This is a genomic window from Microbulbifer sp. YPW1 (assembly GCF_013367775.1).
Lineage (GTDB): Bacteria > Pseudomonadota > Gammaproteobacteria > Pseudomonadales > Cellvibrionaceae > Microbulbifer.
Genome location: NZ_CP055157.1, coordinates 2,786,023 through 2,801,798, shown reverse-complemented (window position 1 = coordinate 2,801,798; position 15,776 = coordinate 2,786,023). Strand labels below are relative to the sequence as shown.

Sequence of the window (15,776 nt, the reverse complement as noted above, 5' to 3'; positions counted from 1 at the left end):
CCTGTTTCCAGGCGCGGCAAATCATGATGACAAATTAACAACGTCGAGAGAGATTAGAAGCGCGCCTGAATACCAAAGCGGTAGAAGGTACCCGTTTTGTATTCTGAAGCTGTACGTCCTTTGTAGCCACCATCCAGCGGATTACCTTCATCAAAGGCAACGAGGTTGCCATTTGCATCCGGTAACTGAATGAATCGGCTAGTGTAGTAGTTACGCACCTTCTCATCGGTCAGGTTCACCGCATTAAAGGACAAAGATATATTGTCTGTCAGCTGGTAAGCCGCGGAGAAGTCCAGTGTACCGCGCCCTTCCTGCCACAATGAACCGTTATCCCACACGCGTCGCGCCAGCTGATCAGAAGTACCCTGATACGCCAAACGCAATTGATGGCCATTCATTTCCCAGAATACCGTTGCGTTGTAGCTATGCTCCGGCGTAAAGGCAACTGGCAGCTCAGGTAATACAACGCTTGGATCAACCGCGGAAACTTCCTGATCATAAGCACTATCCTGGTAGGTGTAGTTCAACGATGTGCCCAGGCCGGCAAAGACACCGGGTAGCATGTCATAGGACTGGGTGTACTGGAATTCGGCACCCTTGATACTTGCACCCTTACCGTTGGTAATGGTGGTGGTCTGAAACTTGGCACACAGGTCTGCCAGGTCGTCAGAAAACAGCCACTCTTCTGTGTACTCCTGGGTACCTTCGATGCGTCGTGGCATACAGCCTTCCAGGCTATCTGCACGTTTAATCAGATCCTCAGTGTTGTAGGGCCCCTCGCCCTCGTCCAGCCCCAACCCGCGAAGGTCATCCATATAGGTAACAATGGTCTGAGACTCTTCGAAGTTGGTCATGTCCTTGTAGAACAAACCTGCTGCAACCATGGCGTTTGCAGAGAAATACCACTCAAATGCGAGATCCAGGTTTTTGGACTCCAAAGGATCCAGTTTGGTGTTGAACAAGGTGATCGCGTTACCAGTGCCGTTTTCGTCAGTCCATACCGTCTCACGCACTTTGAAGCCCGGACGCAGTGAATCGATCTGCGGACGGGACATGGTCTTGGAAACCGCCAGTCGACCGATCATTTCATCATTGAACAGGTAGTTAAGGTTCAGACTCGGGAGCAGAACGTTGTATTCATGATCGCCTTCTACAGCAAACGAACGGCGACTGCGGTCTTCGACTGTTACAGGGTTGCCATTTGCATCTCGCTCGCCGTAGATATAGTTGGATTCGGTCGACACGTCGGCATAGCGCCACAGGAGCCACTCATTCATGTTTCCTTGCGTTGCCGCCATATCGTAGCAAGCGCCCTGGCTGGCAATCGGGGTGTCGTCCGACTTATCCAGCGTGCCCTTGGTATCCCAGCCCAAACCGTCCACACGAGACCAACGCAGCTCATTTTGGCTGTCTGGGTCGCCGTAGTTACTTTCATTGAAGTCGGGAGTTGCGGGATCATCTGGAACCAACAGTGGATCGTAATCCAGGATCGGGGCACATGCAGGGTTGGAGGAATTGCGCAGCTCTTGCAGCGTAAACACATCCAGTACCTTGCCCAGGTTACCGGTGCTGCTGTGGAAATTCACACCGGAATAGCCTGTGGTATCAACGGTGGTGTTTACGTAGCGTAAACCTACATCACCGGACAGTTTCTCATCCAAGAACGAAAAATCTGCCTTGACGTAGATCGCCTGGGTGTCCAAATCAGCGGAACGCGTTTCAGTATCGTCCGGAACGAATTCGGCATTTGGATTATTCAGTGCGACTTCGAATGCCTTTTCTGCGGAGACAGTAGTCCAGCCATCGGTCACATTACTGTCGGCATAGCCGAGTGATTGCATGAAATCATCGACAGGGAAACTGCCGTCCGCGATAAAGGATCCATCAATATCGGTAATCCCTTCAACAATGGTAAACGGCTGCCCGGTTTCCGGATCAACAACCGTCACCCCTTCTCCAATGGAATTGAAGGTTCCGGACTGATTATCCACATACTTTTCACGACGCGTGGCTTTGGCACCAAATTCGAGGGTATGCACACCGGCAAAATCCACATCCCAATCCACATCAAAGTATGCGGCCTGCTGAGTGTCTTCGACTGCGCGAACAGTACGGGCCAAGAAGGCGAGGTGCTGGGCACTCAGGTCATCCGGGTTAAACATGGTGGTACCCAGGTTATCCCACAGCGCACCCTGTTCCGGATGCAGTATCGTGCCGTAGTCAACCAGACCTGTACCCGCTACGATATTACATTTGCCGGAGCTGCAATCGTAGCCTACGGGCTCGATCTCTTCCGGTGTAGCCTGTCGAACAAGCCAAGCATTCACGCGGCGATAGTTCTGCAGGTTCACATAAAGTGACTGTTCTGGAATCTGTTCGGCTTTAGAGTAATTCAGCCCGGCATTGACGGTCACCGTATCGGTAAATGCGTGGCTCACATCCAAAGATGCAATCTTGTTTTCATTCGAGAACTTGTTGGTCTGCTGAGTAAGGTCGCCGCCGGAGTTACGGTTCAGATACTTGGTAAACGTACGGGTATCTGAATTGTAGGTATGCCACTCTTCCTGTGGGTCGGTCCACGTTGCCGGCTGCCCGAGCCAGAGATAGTCTTCACCCTCGACCATATTTTGGTAGGTATACAGGTCGCCCGCACGTGCCTTAGCTTCGTGCATAGTGGAGTCAACATCCTGTTTGTTCCAGCTCAGGTTTGCATTGACTTCTGTATCGTCCGTAGCTTGCCACTGAAGGCCCAAGTTGACGCCCCGGCGATCGCGATCATTCTCATGCAGTTGCATACGAGTGTTATACGGAACCAGACCGGAAACATCATTAACAACGTTACCGTTTTGATCTGTAGCCCGCGAAGATGTGCGCGACACCCATTGATCCTGAGAGAACTGATCTTTACGAACAGAGTTGGTCTCATCAAATGCGGTAACGATGACACCGAAAGTATCGTCGAAGAATTTACCGGTATAGGTTGCAGAAGCCTTGTAATCTTCTTTGTCAGAGAGGTCGTTGTAGCGCCCTTGCCCATTGATATTCAGTCCTTCGGTGACTTCTAACGGCTTGGCAGATACCAGATTGATGTTCGCACCCAGCGAACCCTCATCGTGATCCGCACTTGGGGTTTTCACTACCTCGATCTTGGAAAGAATATCTGCCGAGTAAGCAGACAAATCTACCGCCTGGCTGAATCCGGTAGAACCCAGCTGCACACCATTCAGGCTGATGTTGTTCTGCTGTGCGTTGGCGCCACGCACGGTGATGGTGGAGCCTTCACCATCAGCAGTTTGCATGGAAACACCGGTCACGCGGGACAGGGCCTCAGCGATGTTCTGGTCAGTGGTCTTGCCGATGTCTTCGGCATTGATGGTGTCCTTGATGTTGCCGCCGTAGCGTTTGTCATCAATGGACTTTTCAATACTGGCGCGAATACCGGTTACCTGAATTTCTTCAAGCGCCTGGTATTGGCTCTCGTCTGGTTTTTCTTCTTCCTGTGCCATTGCGTGGCCGCTACAAACGGACAGCACGGCAACTGACAGTGCAGACATACGGAAGCGATTACGTACAGTGGACGTAGACATGCTCACTCTCTCCATCGGATCGCATTTTTATTATCAATTCGGCATTCACTGATACCGCTAGTGGCGCCGCCCCTAGACTCGAAGGAATCCCGATTGTTGATTTATTGGGGGTTCTTCCATCGATAGGCCAATGATCCTTCAACCCGGGAAATTATGTCAACTGTTTATTGTTAACAAAATGAATCCGTTGTTTAATGAACCTGAATGGGGCAGCGGCCGCACGACCAGTAGATGTCTTAGCCGCGATCTCGCAATCTATTGTTTTTTAATGAATTTCTACGTGGGCCGCAGAATGTCTCACGACCGGTTGTTGACAATTTACAAGGTCACCAACGGGTAGTAAAGGCGGGACTTTATCTTCCCGTGGAGCACCTAAGACAAAGCAGCACTAACTGTCTTAGCTGATTTTTGTGACAGCATTCTCGCATATCCCCCACAATGGGCAATATGGAAAGGTGACCGACATGACAGATCTGGTGATTCTCGGCGAAAGCATGGTTGAGCTGAGCCAGCAGGAACCGGGACTGTTTCGCCAGTCATTCGCAGGAGACGTCCACAGTGTGGCCGTGTACTTCAAGAGACTAGCCAGTCAAGCTGACAGAGTCAGGCTGATGACAGCGGTGGGGCACGATAGCGCCAGCGAGGGGCTTATAAAGGCTCTCGAAGAGGAGCGGATCGATACATCCCTTGTGTTTCGTCATCCCTCCCGGCAACTGGGTCTGTATTCGGTAACAACTGACAAGAACGGCGAGCGCAGCTTCAGTTACTGGCGATCCGAGTCCGCCGCCCGGGAAGTCATGCTGCTGTTTCGAGAGGGCACGCAATCGGCCTGCGATGGAGCCTATTCGCCCTGTGGCCTGGCCCCTCGCCCGGATATGTTTTTTTTTAGTGGCATTTCACTGGCCGTGCTGGCGCCGGAAACGCGACCGGCATTCTGGGAGCTTGTCTCCAACCTGCGCGACCAAGGCACACGGATAATATTTGACCCCAACTATCGTCCCAAACTATGGCCCACCCCAGACCACACCCGCGCCGAATATGCGCGAGCGTTTACGAGTGCAGACCTGGCTCTACCTGGCATTGAGGACCTGACAGCACTTTACGGCGTCAAGGACTTTACCGCGGCCTGCGACCTACTGGCGCAGTTCAATATTGAAGAGCTTGTCATCAAAGATGGTCCCAACGGCGTCTATTACCGCGGCCCAGAGGAACGATTTCTCGAGCCCGTCTCACCAATCGAGCGGGTAGTCGACACGACTGCCGCCGGTGATTCGTTCAATGGTAGCTATCTCGCATTCCGCAGCCGGGGCCTACGGCCCCGCGAGGCAATCGCCAGAGCCGCGAAAGTGGCGGGCGTGGTCATCCAACACCGGGGGGCTCTGGTAGAGAGAGGGCGATTTGCCGCCCTACTGGAGGAGTAATACTGCCTCGCCAATGTCGGGCTCCCAATACAGTCGATGATGAATTTGCAATACAGCAGGTAAAAATAATGAAAAGACGCAACTTTCTGAAAGCCGGTACGGGCGCAGCAGGACTACTGGGTGGGGCACTCAGCCCCTCCCTCGCATCGGCGATGGCCGCCGCTCGCCCCAAGCTCGTGGATACCGCACCGGTTGAGGCAATTTCTAAGGGCAAGCCACAGCACTGGCTGGGTCCCGCCTTCTGGGGTAACCGGCTCCAGGACTGGCAGAGCAACCAAGGACGTCTTGAGTGCTTACAGGGTGGTAAGAGTTTTGAAGTGCGTACCGCAGCGCTGCTCACACGGACACTCAATAACGCGCATAAACCAGCGCGTATCCGGGCACGCGTGGGGCTCCTCACTCCCGGTAGCACAGGTTTCTGTGGATTCCTGCTGGGTGTCGGCGCAGGAAAGCTCGAGTACCGCGGCGCCGCACTCGCACAGCGCTCCAGTGGCCAAAATGGCGGGTTTATGGCACTACTGAACACCGAGGGCGAGCTGAGCTTCAGGGACTTTTCCAGCCCAGAGAATACACTCGCTTTCACCAAGATCGAGCGTGAAGGCAGCGTAGGTATTGACCAGATTGGTGACAGAGAAATACAACTGGACTGCCATATCGACCCGATCGACAAAGGGCGCTTTGATGTACGCCTGATCGCCAGTGACATAAACAGCGGAAAGGAGTTTGGCTTTGCGGTCTATAACGACGTACCGGCCGAGATACTGCGAGGTGGTATCTCGCTGGTTTCGTCACCAAATAGCGATGAAGATGGCGCGCGCTGGTGGTTCTCTGCGGTGGAAAGTGGCGGGGAGAAAATCGACATTCATCCGGAACACGGACTGGGACAGGTGATGGGCTGCATGCACAGCCTGAACTGCGCACCCGAAGAGCCCGTCCTGAAGCTATCGGCCCAGTTTATGCCGATCGACACCACAGCGCTTCCTGCCGCACGCCTGGAGTATCGCAATGAAAACAACAAAACCTGGGTAACCGGTGCAGATGCTCCCATTGGAGATGGTTATGTAGCGGCGTTTCGCATCGTCGGCTGGGATGCGCAGAGGGATCACCAGTACCGGATCGTAGACCCGGGAACCGGGCAATCGCTATATGAAGGGACTATCCACCGAGACCCGGGCAATCAGTCGCCACTAAAGATCGCCCTCTACTCCTGCATCATTCCCACCGCGAAAAGCCTGGATGAAACGGAGTTCAAAAATCACATCCCGGAAGAGCGCGTTCTCGGCCGCTATACCGAAGACAATATTTTCTTCCCGCACACGAAACTGGTCACGCACTGTGACAGCCATCAGCCGGATCTGTACGTATTTGCCGGCGACCAGTACTACGAAACCTTTCCTACACGTTATGGGCGGGATACCCCACAAGCCAAGCTGGATACCCTGTATCGCTGGTACCTGTGGTACTGGACTTTTCGTGACTCTGTACGCAACCGTCCAGCCATCGTGCTCGTGGATGACCACGATGTTCTCCAGGGCAACCTTTGGGGGAATAAAGGTGATGCAACCGGAGGTCCCCGCGAAGAAGACGGAGGATTCAAGCACGACATCGACCTGGTGAAAATGGTGTACCGCATCCAGAGTAGCCATACCCCCGATGCATACGACCCCACGCCCATCCAACACGGTATACCCGTCACCTATGCGCATTTCGTATACGGCGGCACCAGCTTTGCGATGGTAGAGGACCGCAAATTCAAGTCAGCACCAGATTACGAGGCAAACCGGTTGACGGTGAAAGGAGAACTGCTGGGGCGCCGGCAGGAGCAGTTCCTGCGGGACTGGGCAGAGATGGACCCGGGGTTACCGAAGATTTGCCTTACCGCCTCCATCTGGGGCTCGCCGCAAACCGACGAGGAAGGTAATGGCCTGATCGACTACGACGCCAATTGTTATCCGCCTGACGGTCGTACCCGAGCAGTGAAATTGGTAGAGGATGCCAAAGCACTGGTACTCGCAGGCGACCAGCACCTGGGCCTTGTGGCGCGCCAGTACAGCGGTGACTTCCCGGTGGATCAGGAGCAAGCCAGCGGAGCACTGTTTTTCTCGGGACCGGCCTCTGCCGCCTTCTGGCAACGTTGGTTTGAGGGTTTTGGGAAGCTGGAAAACCAATATGGGGACGACCCCAATACCGGCAATTTCACCGACCCCTTTGGCAACAATATGCGGGTTCTGGCCACGGCCAACCCCAAAATCACCCATGCAGACTTCAGTGATGACAATACCAGCTGGGGCAAGTTTGTCTCCGACCGCGAACTTAAAAGCGAGGGATACGGAATCGCTGTAGTGGATCACGCAGCGGGGCACTACCGTTTAGAATGCTGGCCCTGGGACGCCGACCCGCAGCGCGATCGGCAATTTACGGGCTGGCCTCAGGTGCACCCCATCGAATCACTGCAACAAAGTTGATCCAATAAAAAGCGCGGCCATAGCCGCGCTTTTTATTACTTCTGATTTTTCTTCTGAATCAGCTTTCGTATCTGCCCCATGGATGCCCCCAGCCAGTAGGCAGCCTGCAAATACCCATGTTGATGCATATACACCAGCTTGTCCGCATCGAGCTTCTGCAGTTTATCCTCATTCACGGTATACAGCCCTTCATAACGTTTATGCTCACCACTGGCAAACTGTACGTTGATATGTGCGGGCTCAATCAGGTCGTTATCCGCCAGAGCGGAGAGGAATGCGGTAGTGGACTCCATACCAACCATTAACTGGCCCAGCAGATCACTGACTTGCTGCATAAACGGTGTATTGTTGCCCTGATCGTCGAACAGGCGCTCACCGTCAGCACCCTCTTCAGTCACACGCTTGCTATCCAGATCCAGAGTGATGACCGCGCCCCGTTCTTCGCCGACAGCAGCCTCCGGGTTGCGGTATCCGACCATGAAGGGCTGTCGGCGAATATGCATGGGAATATACTGGGCATCCCAGCTGTCACCTTGTAGATAAAGGTTCTCTCCGGGCTCGAACCCCAGCAAGGCACACAAGGAAAACTGTCCTGTGTTCGGATCTTTGGTAATACATACAGGATATTCGAGCATCAGGTTGCGCAGCTCATTGGCCACCACGGGCACGAGGTGAGTGCCTTCACCATATTCCGCACCGCGCCGGGTAATGACTTTTAAATTGCGGTGACTTTCGTTATTCAAAGCGACGGTGTTACTCATACATTTCTCTCACTCAAACTCTCTGTAGACCGTACTGGCAAATCTTGTTGATCAAATTCCGGTGTTTCTCGAGGCCCGCCAGCATCTGTTGTGTGGCATTCTGCTTTTGCCGCAACAGCTGCTGAGCCTGTTCATGATGCGACGAGGACAAACCGAATGCACTTGCGCTTGTATCAAACCCCATACCGTACAGGACATATTGATAACTTGCCGCAGGGAAAACTTCCACCGCTCGATCAAAGTCCTCGTGCCATGGAGGCTGGTATCGCCACAATGTCAGTAGTTCCTTAAGACTTTCGGGAACGGTAGCGGGGTCACAGTTATCGATCCAGAACTCGCTATCGGTACGTTTGGTCAGAACATAATGCAGCTTGAGGAAGTCGATAATTCGATCCCAACGGTAGCGAAAAGTCTCGTTGAAACGACGCGCTATCACATCCATCGCCGCACGACTTGCGGGAAACTGCTCCGCAATCATGTTCGCGGAGATTTCCACGAGTACCAGCGCAGAGGCTTCTAGTGGTTCAAGAAAACCTGCGGACAAGCCAATAGCCACGCAGTTACGGTGCCAGAACTTTTCTCGATGTCCTGGCTCAATAGGGATCTTGCGTACCCCGAGCTTATCGAGTTCGGACTCGCTCAGCTTCAGGTAAGCAGCAAGTTCACGGAAAGCGCCACTTTCATCGGTGTGCGCAGAAGAAAATACGTGCCCTACCCCACGACGGTTCTGCAAGCCAATATCCCACACCCAACCAGCCGTCTGTGCGGTAGATATGGTATGTGTGGCAATGGGGCTATCTTCACTGGCATATGGCACCTGTACTGCCAGTGCTGAGTCTATAAAAAGGACGTCCTTACAGGATCGGAAAGGTATCTGATAATGATCGCCCAAGATACGCGATCGGAAGCCACTGCAATCGATAAACAGGTCGCCAGTGATATCGCCCGCGGTATCGGTTTGCAGCTTGGCGATATCTCCATTTTCTGACTCAACGATACCGGTAACATCCGCGAGAATATGGTGCACTCCCAGGTATTCGGTACAGTGCCTTTGCAGGAAACCGGAAAACTTACCTGCATCCAGATGGTAGGCATAGTTGGCTACCGCAGAATATTCCGGCGTACCTATCAGCTTGGGAGCAAGGTTATGCTCGCACAAAGATTCCTGAGGACATACGGCGCTGGAAAAGGAGCTCTGCCTGCCACCAGCAAGCCAATATGGGGCGAGATTATGAGACTGGAACCCCTCTGGCAGCACCAGTGGATGGTAGTAAAAATCGTCTTCAGCACCCGTGGTCCAGCGCGCAAACTTGGCACCCTGTTTAAAGCCGACATTACACTCCCGGATAAAGTCAGTTTCCCTGACTCCCATCTTCTTCAGGGTACTCCGCATGGTAGGCCAAGTGCCTTCACCAACGCCGATGGTGGGGACACTGGGAGATTCGACCAGTGTCACAGAGACCGGTTGCGCGTGGTCTTTTTTGAAGCGTGCAGCCAGGGTACCGGCGGTAATCCACCCCGCAGTGCCGCCACCAAGAATCACGACAGATCTTATTGGATCAGACATATCGGACCTTCTCTTATATTTTTAAGGTTACGCAAACAAAGAAGGCTGCCACAAATGTGGCAGCCTTCCCTGGCACTACTAGGCAACTCTGCCCCGCATTAGAAGCGAGCGCGAACACCAATGTTATAACGTGCACCGTACTGCTGTGCGCTTACCAACTGGTTGGAGAAGCGCCCGTGGCGACGGATGGTTTCTTCGGTGAGGTTAAGGCCTTCAACAAATACTGACACATCCTCGGTCACATCATAACTCGCGTTCAAGTCCCACTGACCATAGGCCTCATTGAACACCGGCTGTCCACCAATCTGCGATTGGCGGGTTGCCAGCAGAAAGTCATCACGCCAGTTGTAGGCGAGGCGAGCTTGGAAGGCATCTTTCTCATAGAAGCCAATCAGGTTCGCAGAGTCACTCATACCCGTCAGCGCAAAGACATTGTCACTGCTGTAGACATCGTATTCTACGTCGCCATCTACCAACGTCGCATTGAAGATTGCACCAAACCCGGTCTCCCCAAACATGTGCTGAACGGCAAATTCCCAACCGTAGACTTCCGCATTCTCCTGGTTACCGGGAGTACCCACATTCCAGGTTATAACCGGGTCATTGGCATTACCGAAACACGCCGGGTTACTACCGGTAGAATCCGGGCATCCCGGACGCGGGTTGATACTCGGGTCGGTGATCGGGTTGCCATTTACGTCGTAGATCACACGCTCTTCGGTGGTCGCACCGATGAAGTTCTCAACGTATTTCTTGAAGTAACCTACAGATGCGTAGCTGCCCTCTGCGTAGTAGTACTCCACCGACAGGTCAAAGTTATCAGAGGTAATCGGCAACAAACCCGGATTACCCTGGGAGGCGTTGAACGGACCACCCGGACGGGACACATCCAGAGAAGTAGACGGGAACATCGCAGAGATATCGGCGCGACTCAGGGTACGACTGAAAGATGCACGCGCCACCAGTTCTTCGGTCAGACTGATGCTCGCATCCAGGTTCGGTAGGAAGCGCGTGTAATCCCCGTCAAGTGTATCGGCACTGGGCGTATCGTCATTGATTTCACGCAGCTCCTCGTCGTGCCAGAAGCTCAATCCGAGGATGCCGTTTTGAATGGAAGTACCGGTCACTTCGGTATCCTCAAAACGCACGCCCGCGTTCAGCCGAACTGGATAGCCATTGAACTCGGTTTCAAAGTCCGCAGTGACGAAGGCAGCCAGCGTCTCTTCAGTAACCTTGTCAAAGGTCGGGGTAGCCTGGAAGTACTGACCACTCGCCTTCACTGCATCGATAAAGTCGGACGCTTCGTAATCAGCCAGTAGCGGGAACAAGCCACTGTTACTTCCCATCTGATCGCCGAAATCGCCTCGCTGTTCGAAGTCGATTCCCAAAGATGCCAGATCGCCCAGATCTACGAATGCGAAAGACTGACTGTCATAGGCATCTACCCGATAATCGGTACTGGCGATACCGAACTTGATGGTTTTAAGTGCACCGTCATCCAGGTTTTCCCAGGTTCCATCAAGCTGAATTTGCTGGATGCTGTTCTCGATTTCGAGACCACGCTCCTGGAATAGATCGGAAACAATATTTTCCGGAGCAAAAGCACCACCTGCGAGAGCGGAATCGTCAAAGCTGATTCCGGGCAGGCCACTGCCGCTAGAAAAGTCCGCTTCAACATTCACCAACTTGCCCGGGTTCCTGGTATTGGCAATGGTTTCTGCGGGAATACCACCTGGCTGAGAGTGGGAAGTCGAGTCGTGTACATCCAAGCCGAAGCTCAGAGAGTCGGTTGCAGCCCACTCTACATTCAGGCCCACGGAATCGTTTTCAGTAACAAACTGGTAATTCCAGGCCCAAAAATTCAGCTCATCATTTTGTACGCTGGGATTGATGACAGTACCGTTGCTGTCAGTAACACCAGCAGAGGTGTCAAACCACACGCTGGTGCGGTTCATGGAGACCTGCTCATCATAGCGGGAAGCGGTATAGTCCAGCGTTGCAGTCACGTTATCCACAGGCGCGAATTGCAATACCAGCTGTCCATTCTGGCGCTCGCGCTGATGGTCAGAAGCGTCCACGTCAAAAGTCCAAGGCGCCCAGTAGGTACCTTCCGGGTTTTTTGAGCGATCGATGGCTGAGGTATCCGCTACACCGTAGTTCGGAACCCAGGCTTGGGTGTTTACTGACTCGCTGCGGCTGTCACGCTCTGCGTGAGACACCGCGACCAGTACACCGAATTTACCATCGAAGAAAGTGCTGCTCACCATACTGGCGATTTCTGGGGTTACGGTATCGCCCTTCTCAACGCTGGTATCCATCACGCCCTTCACACTCGCGCTGGCAACAAAGCCGTCGTGATCGAATGGACGTGCAGTCTTGATGTTGATGGTGGAACCAATACCCCCGGAATACACATCGGCTTTACCGGTTTTGTACACCTCAACACCGCTTACACTTTCCGCGGAAATTTCAGCGAACTTGAAGCTACGGGTAATACCCTCGGACTGCAGCGCGGAGGAGTTTGGCATCTGGCGACCATTCAAGGTCACCAGGTTAAAGTTGGGGCCAAAGCCGCGCACGGTAACCTTATTACCTTCGTTATTGCTGCGGTCAATGGATACACCGGTAATGCGCTGCAGGGATTCCGCCAAATTGGTATCGGGAAACTTGCCGATATCTTCGGCAGAAATCGCGTCCACAACACCGGCGGAATCGCGCTTGATGTCCATTGCATTTGTCAGCGACTGGCGGATGCCGGTCACCGTGATTTCTTCCAGCGTGCTGCTACCTGCTTCCTGGGCATAAACGCCAACAGAAGCTGCGGAAATCACAGCGGCGGACAAGGCGCTCAGGGTAAAGCGCTTGCTATTAATAGGCATGGATGCTCTCTCTCCATCTGGAGGCTCGACGCTCGAACCACACGCCTACCCATCGATGATAGGCGACCGAGTTCCGAGCCTTTATTCGTTATTGACTTGAACCGTCCACGCAGTCATGTAAATGCTATAGGCACAGTCACATGGCTACTGGAGCCATCCTGCAACTCCGCGCCTTCAGTGTCAACAGTAAATTGTTAACAATAATGCCGATCGGCTAGTGGGCGCACCAGGCACATTTAGTAGTACAGGCTTTTATGCATTGGCATGGTCTGCGAACGTCGATTTACAGGCGGGCATTTTTTATACAAAGCGTACCGAGGGAATTTGCGTCCGAGAAAAAGCACTTGGCGGAGGGTATGAGGAAGATATTTCTTGGGAGGGGGGGGACGTTAAGCCTCACCACCAGCAGCATGAGCTGATGCCCAGGCCCACTGAAAGTTGAAGCCGCCGAGCCAGCCGGTCACATCCAGTACTTCACCAATAAAGTACAGTCCTGCCTGTTTCTGGCTCTCCATAGTGCGGGAGGAAACCTCGTTGGTATCCACTCCACCCAGGGTCACCTCCGCGGTGCGGTAACCTTCAGTGCCCTCTGGAATCAGTCGCCATGCCTGCAGCTGCTCGCCGAGCGCGCTAATTTCACTCTCGCTATACTGCTTGAATGGCTTGCTCGGGATATCATTCTGCTGCAGGAAAAACTGCACCAGTTTTTTACTCCAGAGCTCTGCCAGTACCGTGTGCAGATAGCTTTCCGGTTTTTTACCGCGCTGCTCCCCCAGCCATTGGGCCAGATCCAGTCCCGGGGCCAGATCGAACTCTACCGCTTTCCCCTCGCGCCAGTGGCTGGAAATCTGCAATACCGCAGGGCCACTCAGTCCCTTGTGGGTAAACAGCATGTGCTCGTGAAAATGTCCCTGATCGCAGCTGACATTGACGGCCAGAGAGGTCCCCGGCAACTCCTGCTGGCGCGCCAGTGCGCGCTTGTTCAGGGTAAAGGGAACCAGCGCCGCGCGGGTGGGAATGATGTTGTGACCAAACTGACGGGCAACCTCATAGCCAAACCCGGTCGCCCCCATGGTGGGAATCGACAGGCCGCCGGTCGCGATCACCAGGGATTCACACATCACTTTTCCAAGCGAGGTATGTACCTCAAAACCTTTTGGCTCGAGCGGTTCGATACGCTGGATTTCACAGCGGGTACGAATCTGCGCTCTGGCTTCGCGACACTCTGCCAGCAGCAGGTCGACAATGTCGCGGGACTTGTTATCGCAGAACAGCTGGCCGAGGGTTTTCTCGTGGTAGGGAATTCCGTGCTTTTCCACCAACGCAATGAAGTCCCACTGGGTGTAGCGGGCCAGGGCGGACTTACAGAAGTGCGGGTTTTCGCCGTAGAAGTTGTCCGGCGCCGTGTACAGGTTGGTGAAATTGCAGCGGCCGCCGCCGGACATCAGGATTTTTTTGCCGACCTTGTTGGCGTGGTCCAGCACCAGCACGCTGCGGCCACGCTTGCCCGCCACCGCCGCACACATCAGGCCGGCGGCACCGGCACCGATGATCAGCACATCGGTCTGGGCGGGAAAATCAGTCATGGCAAAAAAATTTCAGAATAGAACGATCAGGTCTTGGGCAGTGTCACGCCGCGCTGGCCCTGGTATTTGCCGCCGCGATCCTTGTAGGACACGTCGCAGATCTCATCAGACTCGAAGAACAGCATCTGCGCCACACCTTCATTAGCGTAGATCTTGGCTGGCAGGTTGGTGGTATTGGAGAATTCCAGGGTTACGTGGCCTTCCCATTCCGGCTCCAGCGGCGTCACGTTGACGATGATGCCACAGCGGGCATAGGTGGACTTGCCCAGACAGATGGTCAGTACCGAACGCGGGATGCGGAAGTACTCAACAGTGCGCGCCAGGGCAAAAGAGTTGGGCGGGATTACGCAGTAGTCGCCCTGCACATCCACAAAGCTGTCTTCGTCAAACGCCTTGGGGTCCACGGTGGCGGAGTGCACATTGGTGAAGATCTTGAATTCGTTGGCACAGCGCACGTCGTAACCGTAGCTGGAAGTACCGTAGGAGATCAGGCGATCACCGGAGGTACCGTGACGGACCTGGCCCGGCTCGAAGGGCTCGATCATGCCCTCGTTCTCTGCCATACGGCGAATCCACTTATCGGATTTGATGCTCACCCTGCCCCCTCGATTGCTGTAAATGACTGGTCATAAAAAAGAGGCCGAATCATAGCCGGTTTGCCCTGTTCAAAAAAGTGCCAGTAACACTGCTGTCCCTCTTGCTGCCCCCAAACAACTACTGTATAAATTGCCAGTAGATACTGTATAGATAACCAGTCAAACACAGCCAGACAGCCCGAGTGGAGCAAGCCAATCGTGAACAGCGCCGAAAACTTCATGCAAAACAAGCAGTTAAGTGACCAGGCCGACAATCAGCCCCTGCGACAGCTGCTGACACGCCCGGATATATGGCAGCTGGCCAATCGCCAGCGACAGCCCCGTACGGGTATTGCCAGTGGCTACCGCGGCCTGGATGCCCTGCTCGCCAACCACGGCTGGCCCCGTGCCGCCACCACCGAGCTGCTGGTGGATAAAGCCGGTATCGGTGAGATGTCGCTGATACTCCCCACTCTCGCACAACTGACCCAGCAGGGGCGGATGGTGATATTGATCAACCCGCCGCATGTTCCCTACGCACCGGCACTGGTGCAGGCCGGTATCCAGCTGGAGAAACTGCTTATCCTCCACCCCAGAGGTCAGCGCGATCAATTGTGGGCGGCGGAACAGTCGCTGCAATCTGGTGCCTGCGGTGTCCTGGTGAACTGGCAGGGCAAGGAATCCCCGGCAGACAAGGACCTGCGCCGCCTGCAGGTTGCCGCCCGCGATGGCGACTGCCTGCACTTCCACTTCCGCCCCGGCTCCAGTGCCGACACCCCCTCACCCGCCACTCTCAGGCTGAAACTGCAGAGCGACGGGGAACAGCTGGTGCTGCACCTGCTGAAGCAGCTCAACGGTAAATCCGGCCAGCGGCTGCACCTGGCCCGCAGCCCGGATCTGGTCCGCCGCGACCAGCCACTGCACTGATTCAGACA

9 protein-coding genes are annotated in these 15,776 nt (G+C 54.3%); 3 read left to right on the top strand and 6 right to left on the bottom strand.

The genetic code is table 11. From position 1 onward, the window contains the following. Nucleotides 1-53: 53 nt before the first annotated feature. Nucleotides 54-3,587 carry a TonB-dependent receptor gene (locus HUW35_RS11465; RefSeq protein ID WP_181252458.1) on the bottom strand — a complete coding sequence of 1,178 codons (3,534 nt, stop codon included), beginning with the start codon at nucleotides 3,585-3,587 and terminating at the stop codon, nucleotides 54-56. 464 nt (nucleotides 3,588-4,051) lie between these two features. On the opposite strand from HUW35_RS11465, the gene HUW35_RS11460 reads away from it, so the two are divergent. After that, the gene (locus HUW35_RS11460; protein WP_181252457.1) at nucleotides 4,052-5,008 is read left to right on the top strand and encodes a sugar kinase; all 957 of its coding nucleotides are present in this window, start codon (nucleotides 4,052-4,054) and stop codon (nucleotides 5,006-5,008) included. Between the two features lie 68 nt (nucleotides 5,009-5,076). After that, nucleotides 5,077-7,473 carry an alkaline phosphatase D family protein gene (locus HUW35_RS11455; protein WP_181252456.1) on the top strand — a complete coding sequence of 799 codons (2,397 nt, stop codon included), beginning with the start codon at nucleotides 5,077-5,079 and terminating at the stop codon, nucleotides 7,471-7,473. A 35-nt stretch (nucleotides 7,474-7,508) separates the two neighbouring features. Here HUW35_RS11455 and HUW35_RS11450 read toward each other — a convergent pair whose 3' ends face one another. The 5 genes from HUW35_RS11450 to dcd all read right to left on the bottom strand — a co-directional run bounded on the left by HUW35_RS11450 (nucleotide 7,509) and on the right by dcd (nucleotide 14,862). Then, the gene (locus HUW35_RS11450) at nucleotides 7,509-8,234 is read right to left on the bottom strand and encodes a SapC family protein (RefSeq protein WP_181252455.1); all 726 of its coding nucleotides are present in this window, start codon (nucleotides 8,232-8,234) and stop codon (nucleotides 7,509-7,511) included. 13 nt (nucleotides 8,235-8,247) lie between these two features. Then, nucleotides 8,248-9,801 carry a tryptophan halogenase family protein gene (locus HUW35_RS11445; protein WP_181252454.1) on the bottom strand — a complete coding sequence of 518 codons (1,554 nt, stop codon included), beginning with the start codon at nucleotides 9,799-9,801 and terminating at the stop codon, nucleotides 8,248-8,250. Nucleotides 9,802-9,899: 98 nt separating this feature from the next. Continuing rightward, on the bottom strand, nucleotides 9,900-12,680 hold the full coding sequence (locus HUW35_RS11440) for a TonB-dependent receptor (RefSeq protein WP_181252453.1): 2,781 nt from the start codon (nucleotides 12,678-12,680) through the stop codon (nucleotides 9,900-9,902). A gap of 389 nt (nucleotides 12,681-13,069) precedes the next feature. Beyond that, a complete protein-coding gene (locus HUW35_RS11435) occupies nucleotides 13,070-14,266 on the bottom strand; it encodes an NAD(P)/FAD-dependent oxidoreductase (RefSeq protein WP_181252452.1) in 1,197 nt (398 codons plus the stop codon). Nucleotides 14,267-14,292: 26 nt separating this feature from the next. Beyond that, nucleotides 14,293-14,862, bottom strand: coding sequence for a dCTP deaminase (gene dcd / locus HUW35_RS11430; RefSeq protein ID WP_181252451.1), 570 nt, complete (start codon nucleotides 14,860-14,862; stop codon nucleotides 14,293-14,295). A 198-nt stretch (nucleotides 14,863-15,060) separates the two neighbouring features. On the opposite strand from dcd, the gene imuA reads away from it, so the two are divergent. Beyond that, nucleotides 15,061-15,768, top strand: coding sequence for a translesion DNA synthesis-associated protein ImuA (gene imuA, locus HUW35_RS11425; RefSeq protein ID WP_181252450.1), 708 nt, complete (start codon nucleotides 15,061-15,063; stop codon nucleotides 15,766-15,768). The last annotated feature ends 8 nt before the right edge of the window (nucleotides 15,769-15,776 follow it).

Excerpts from the sequence above, each read along its gene's own strand:
- HUW35_RS11465 (WP_181252458.1), bottom strand. The coding sequence starts at position 3,587 with ATGTCTACGTCCACTGTACGTAATCGCTTCCGTATGTCTGCACTGTCA.
- HUW35_RS11460 (WP_181252457.1), top strand. The coding sequence starts at position 4,052 with ATGACAGATCTGGTGATTCTCGGCGAAAGCATGGTTGAGCTGAGCCAG.
- HUW35_RS11455 (WP_181252456.1), top strand. The coding sequence starts at position 5,077 with ATGAAAAGACGCAACTTTCTGAAAGCCGGTACGGGCGCAGCAGGACTA.
- HUW35_RS11450 (WP_181252455.1), bottom strand. The coding sequence starts at position 8,234 with ATGAGTAACACCGTCGCTTTGAATAACGAAAGTCACCGCAATTTAAAA.
- HUW35_RS11445 (WP_181252454.1), bottom strand. The coding sequence starts at position 9,801 with ATGTCTGATCCAATAAGATCTGTCGTGATTCTTGGTGGCGGCACTGCG.
- HUW35_RS11440 (WP_181252453.1), bottom strand. The coding sequence starts at position 12,680 with ATGCCTATTAATAGCAAGCGCTTTACCCTGAGCGCCTTGTCCGCCGCT.
- HUW35_RS11435 (WP_181252452.1), bottom strand. The coding sequence starts at position 14,266 with ATGACTGATTTTCCCGCCCAGACCGATGTGCTGATCATCGGTGCCGGT.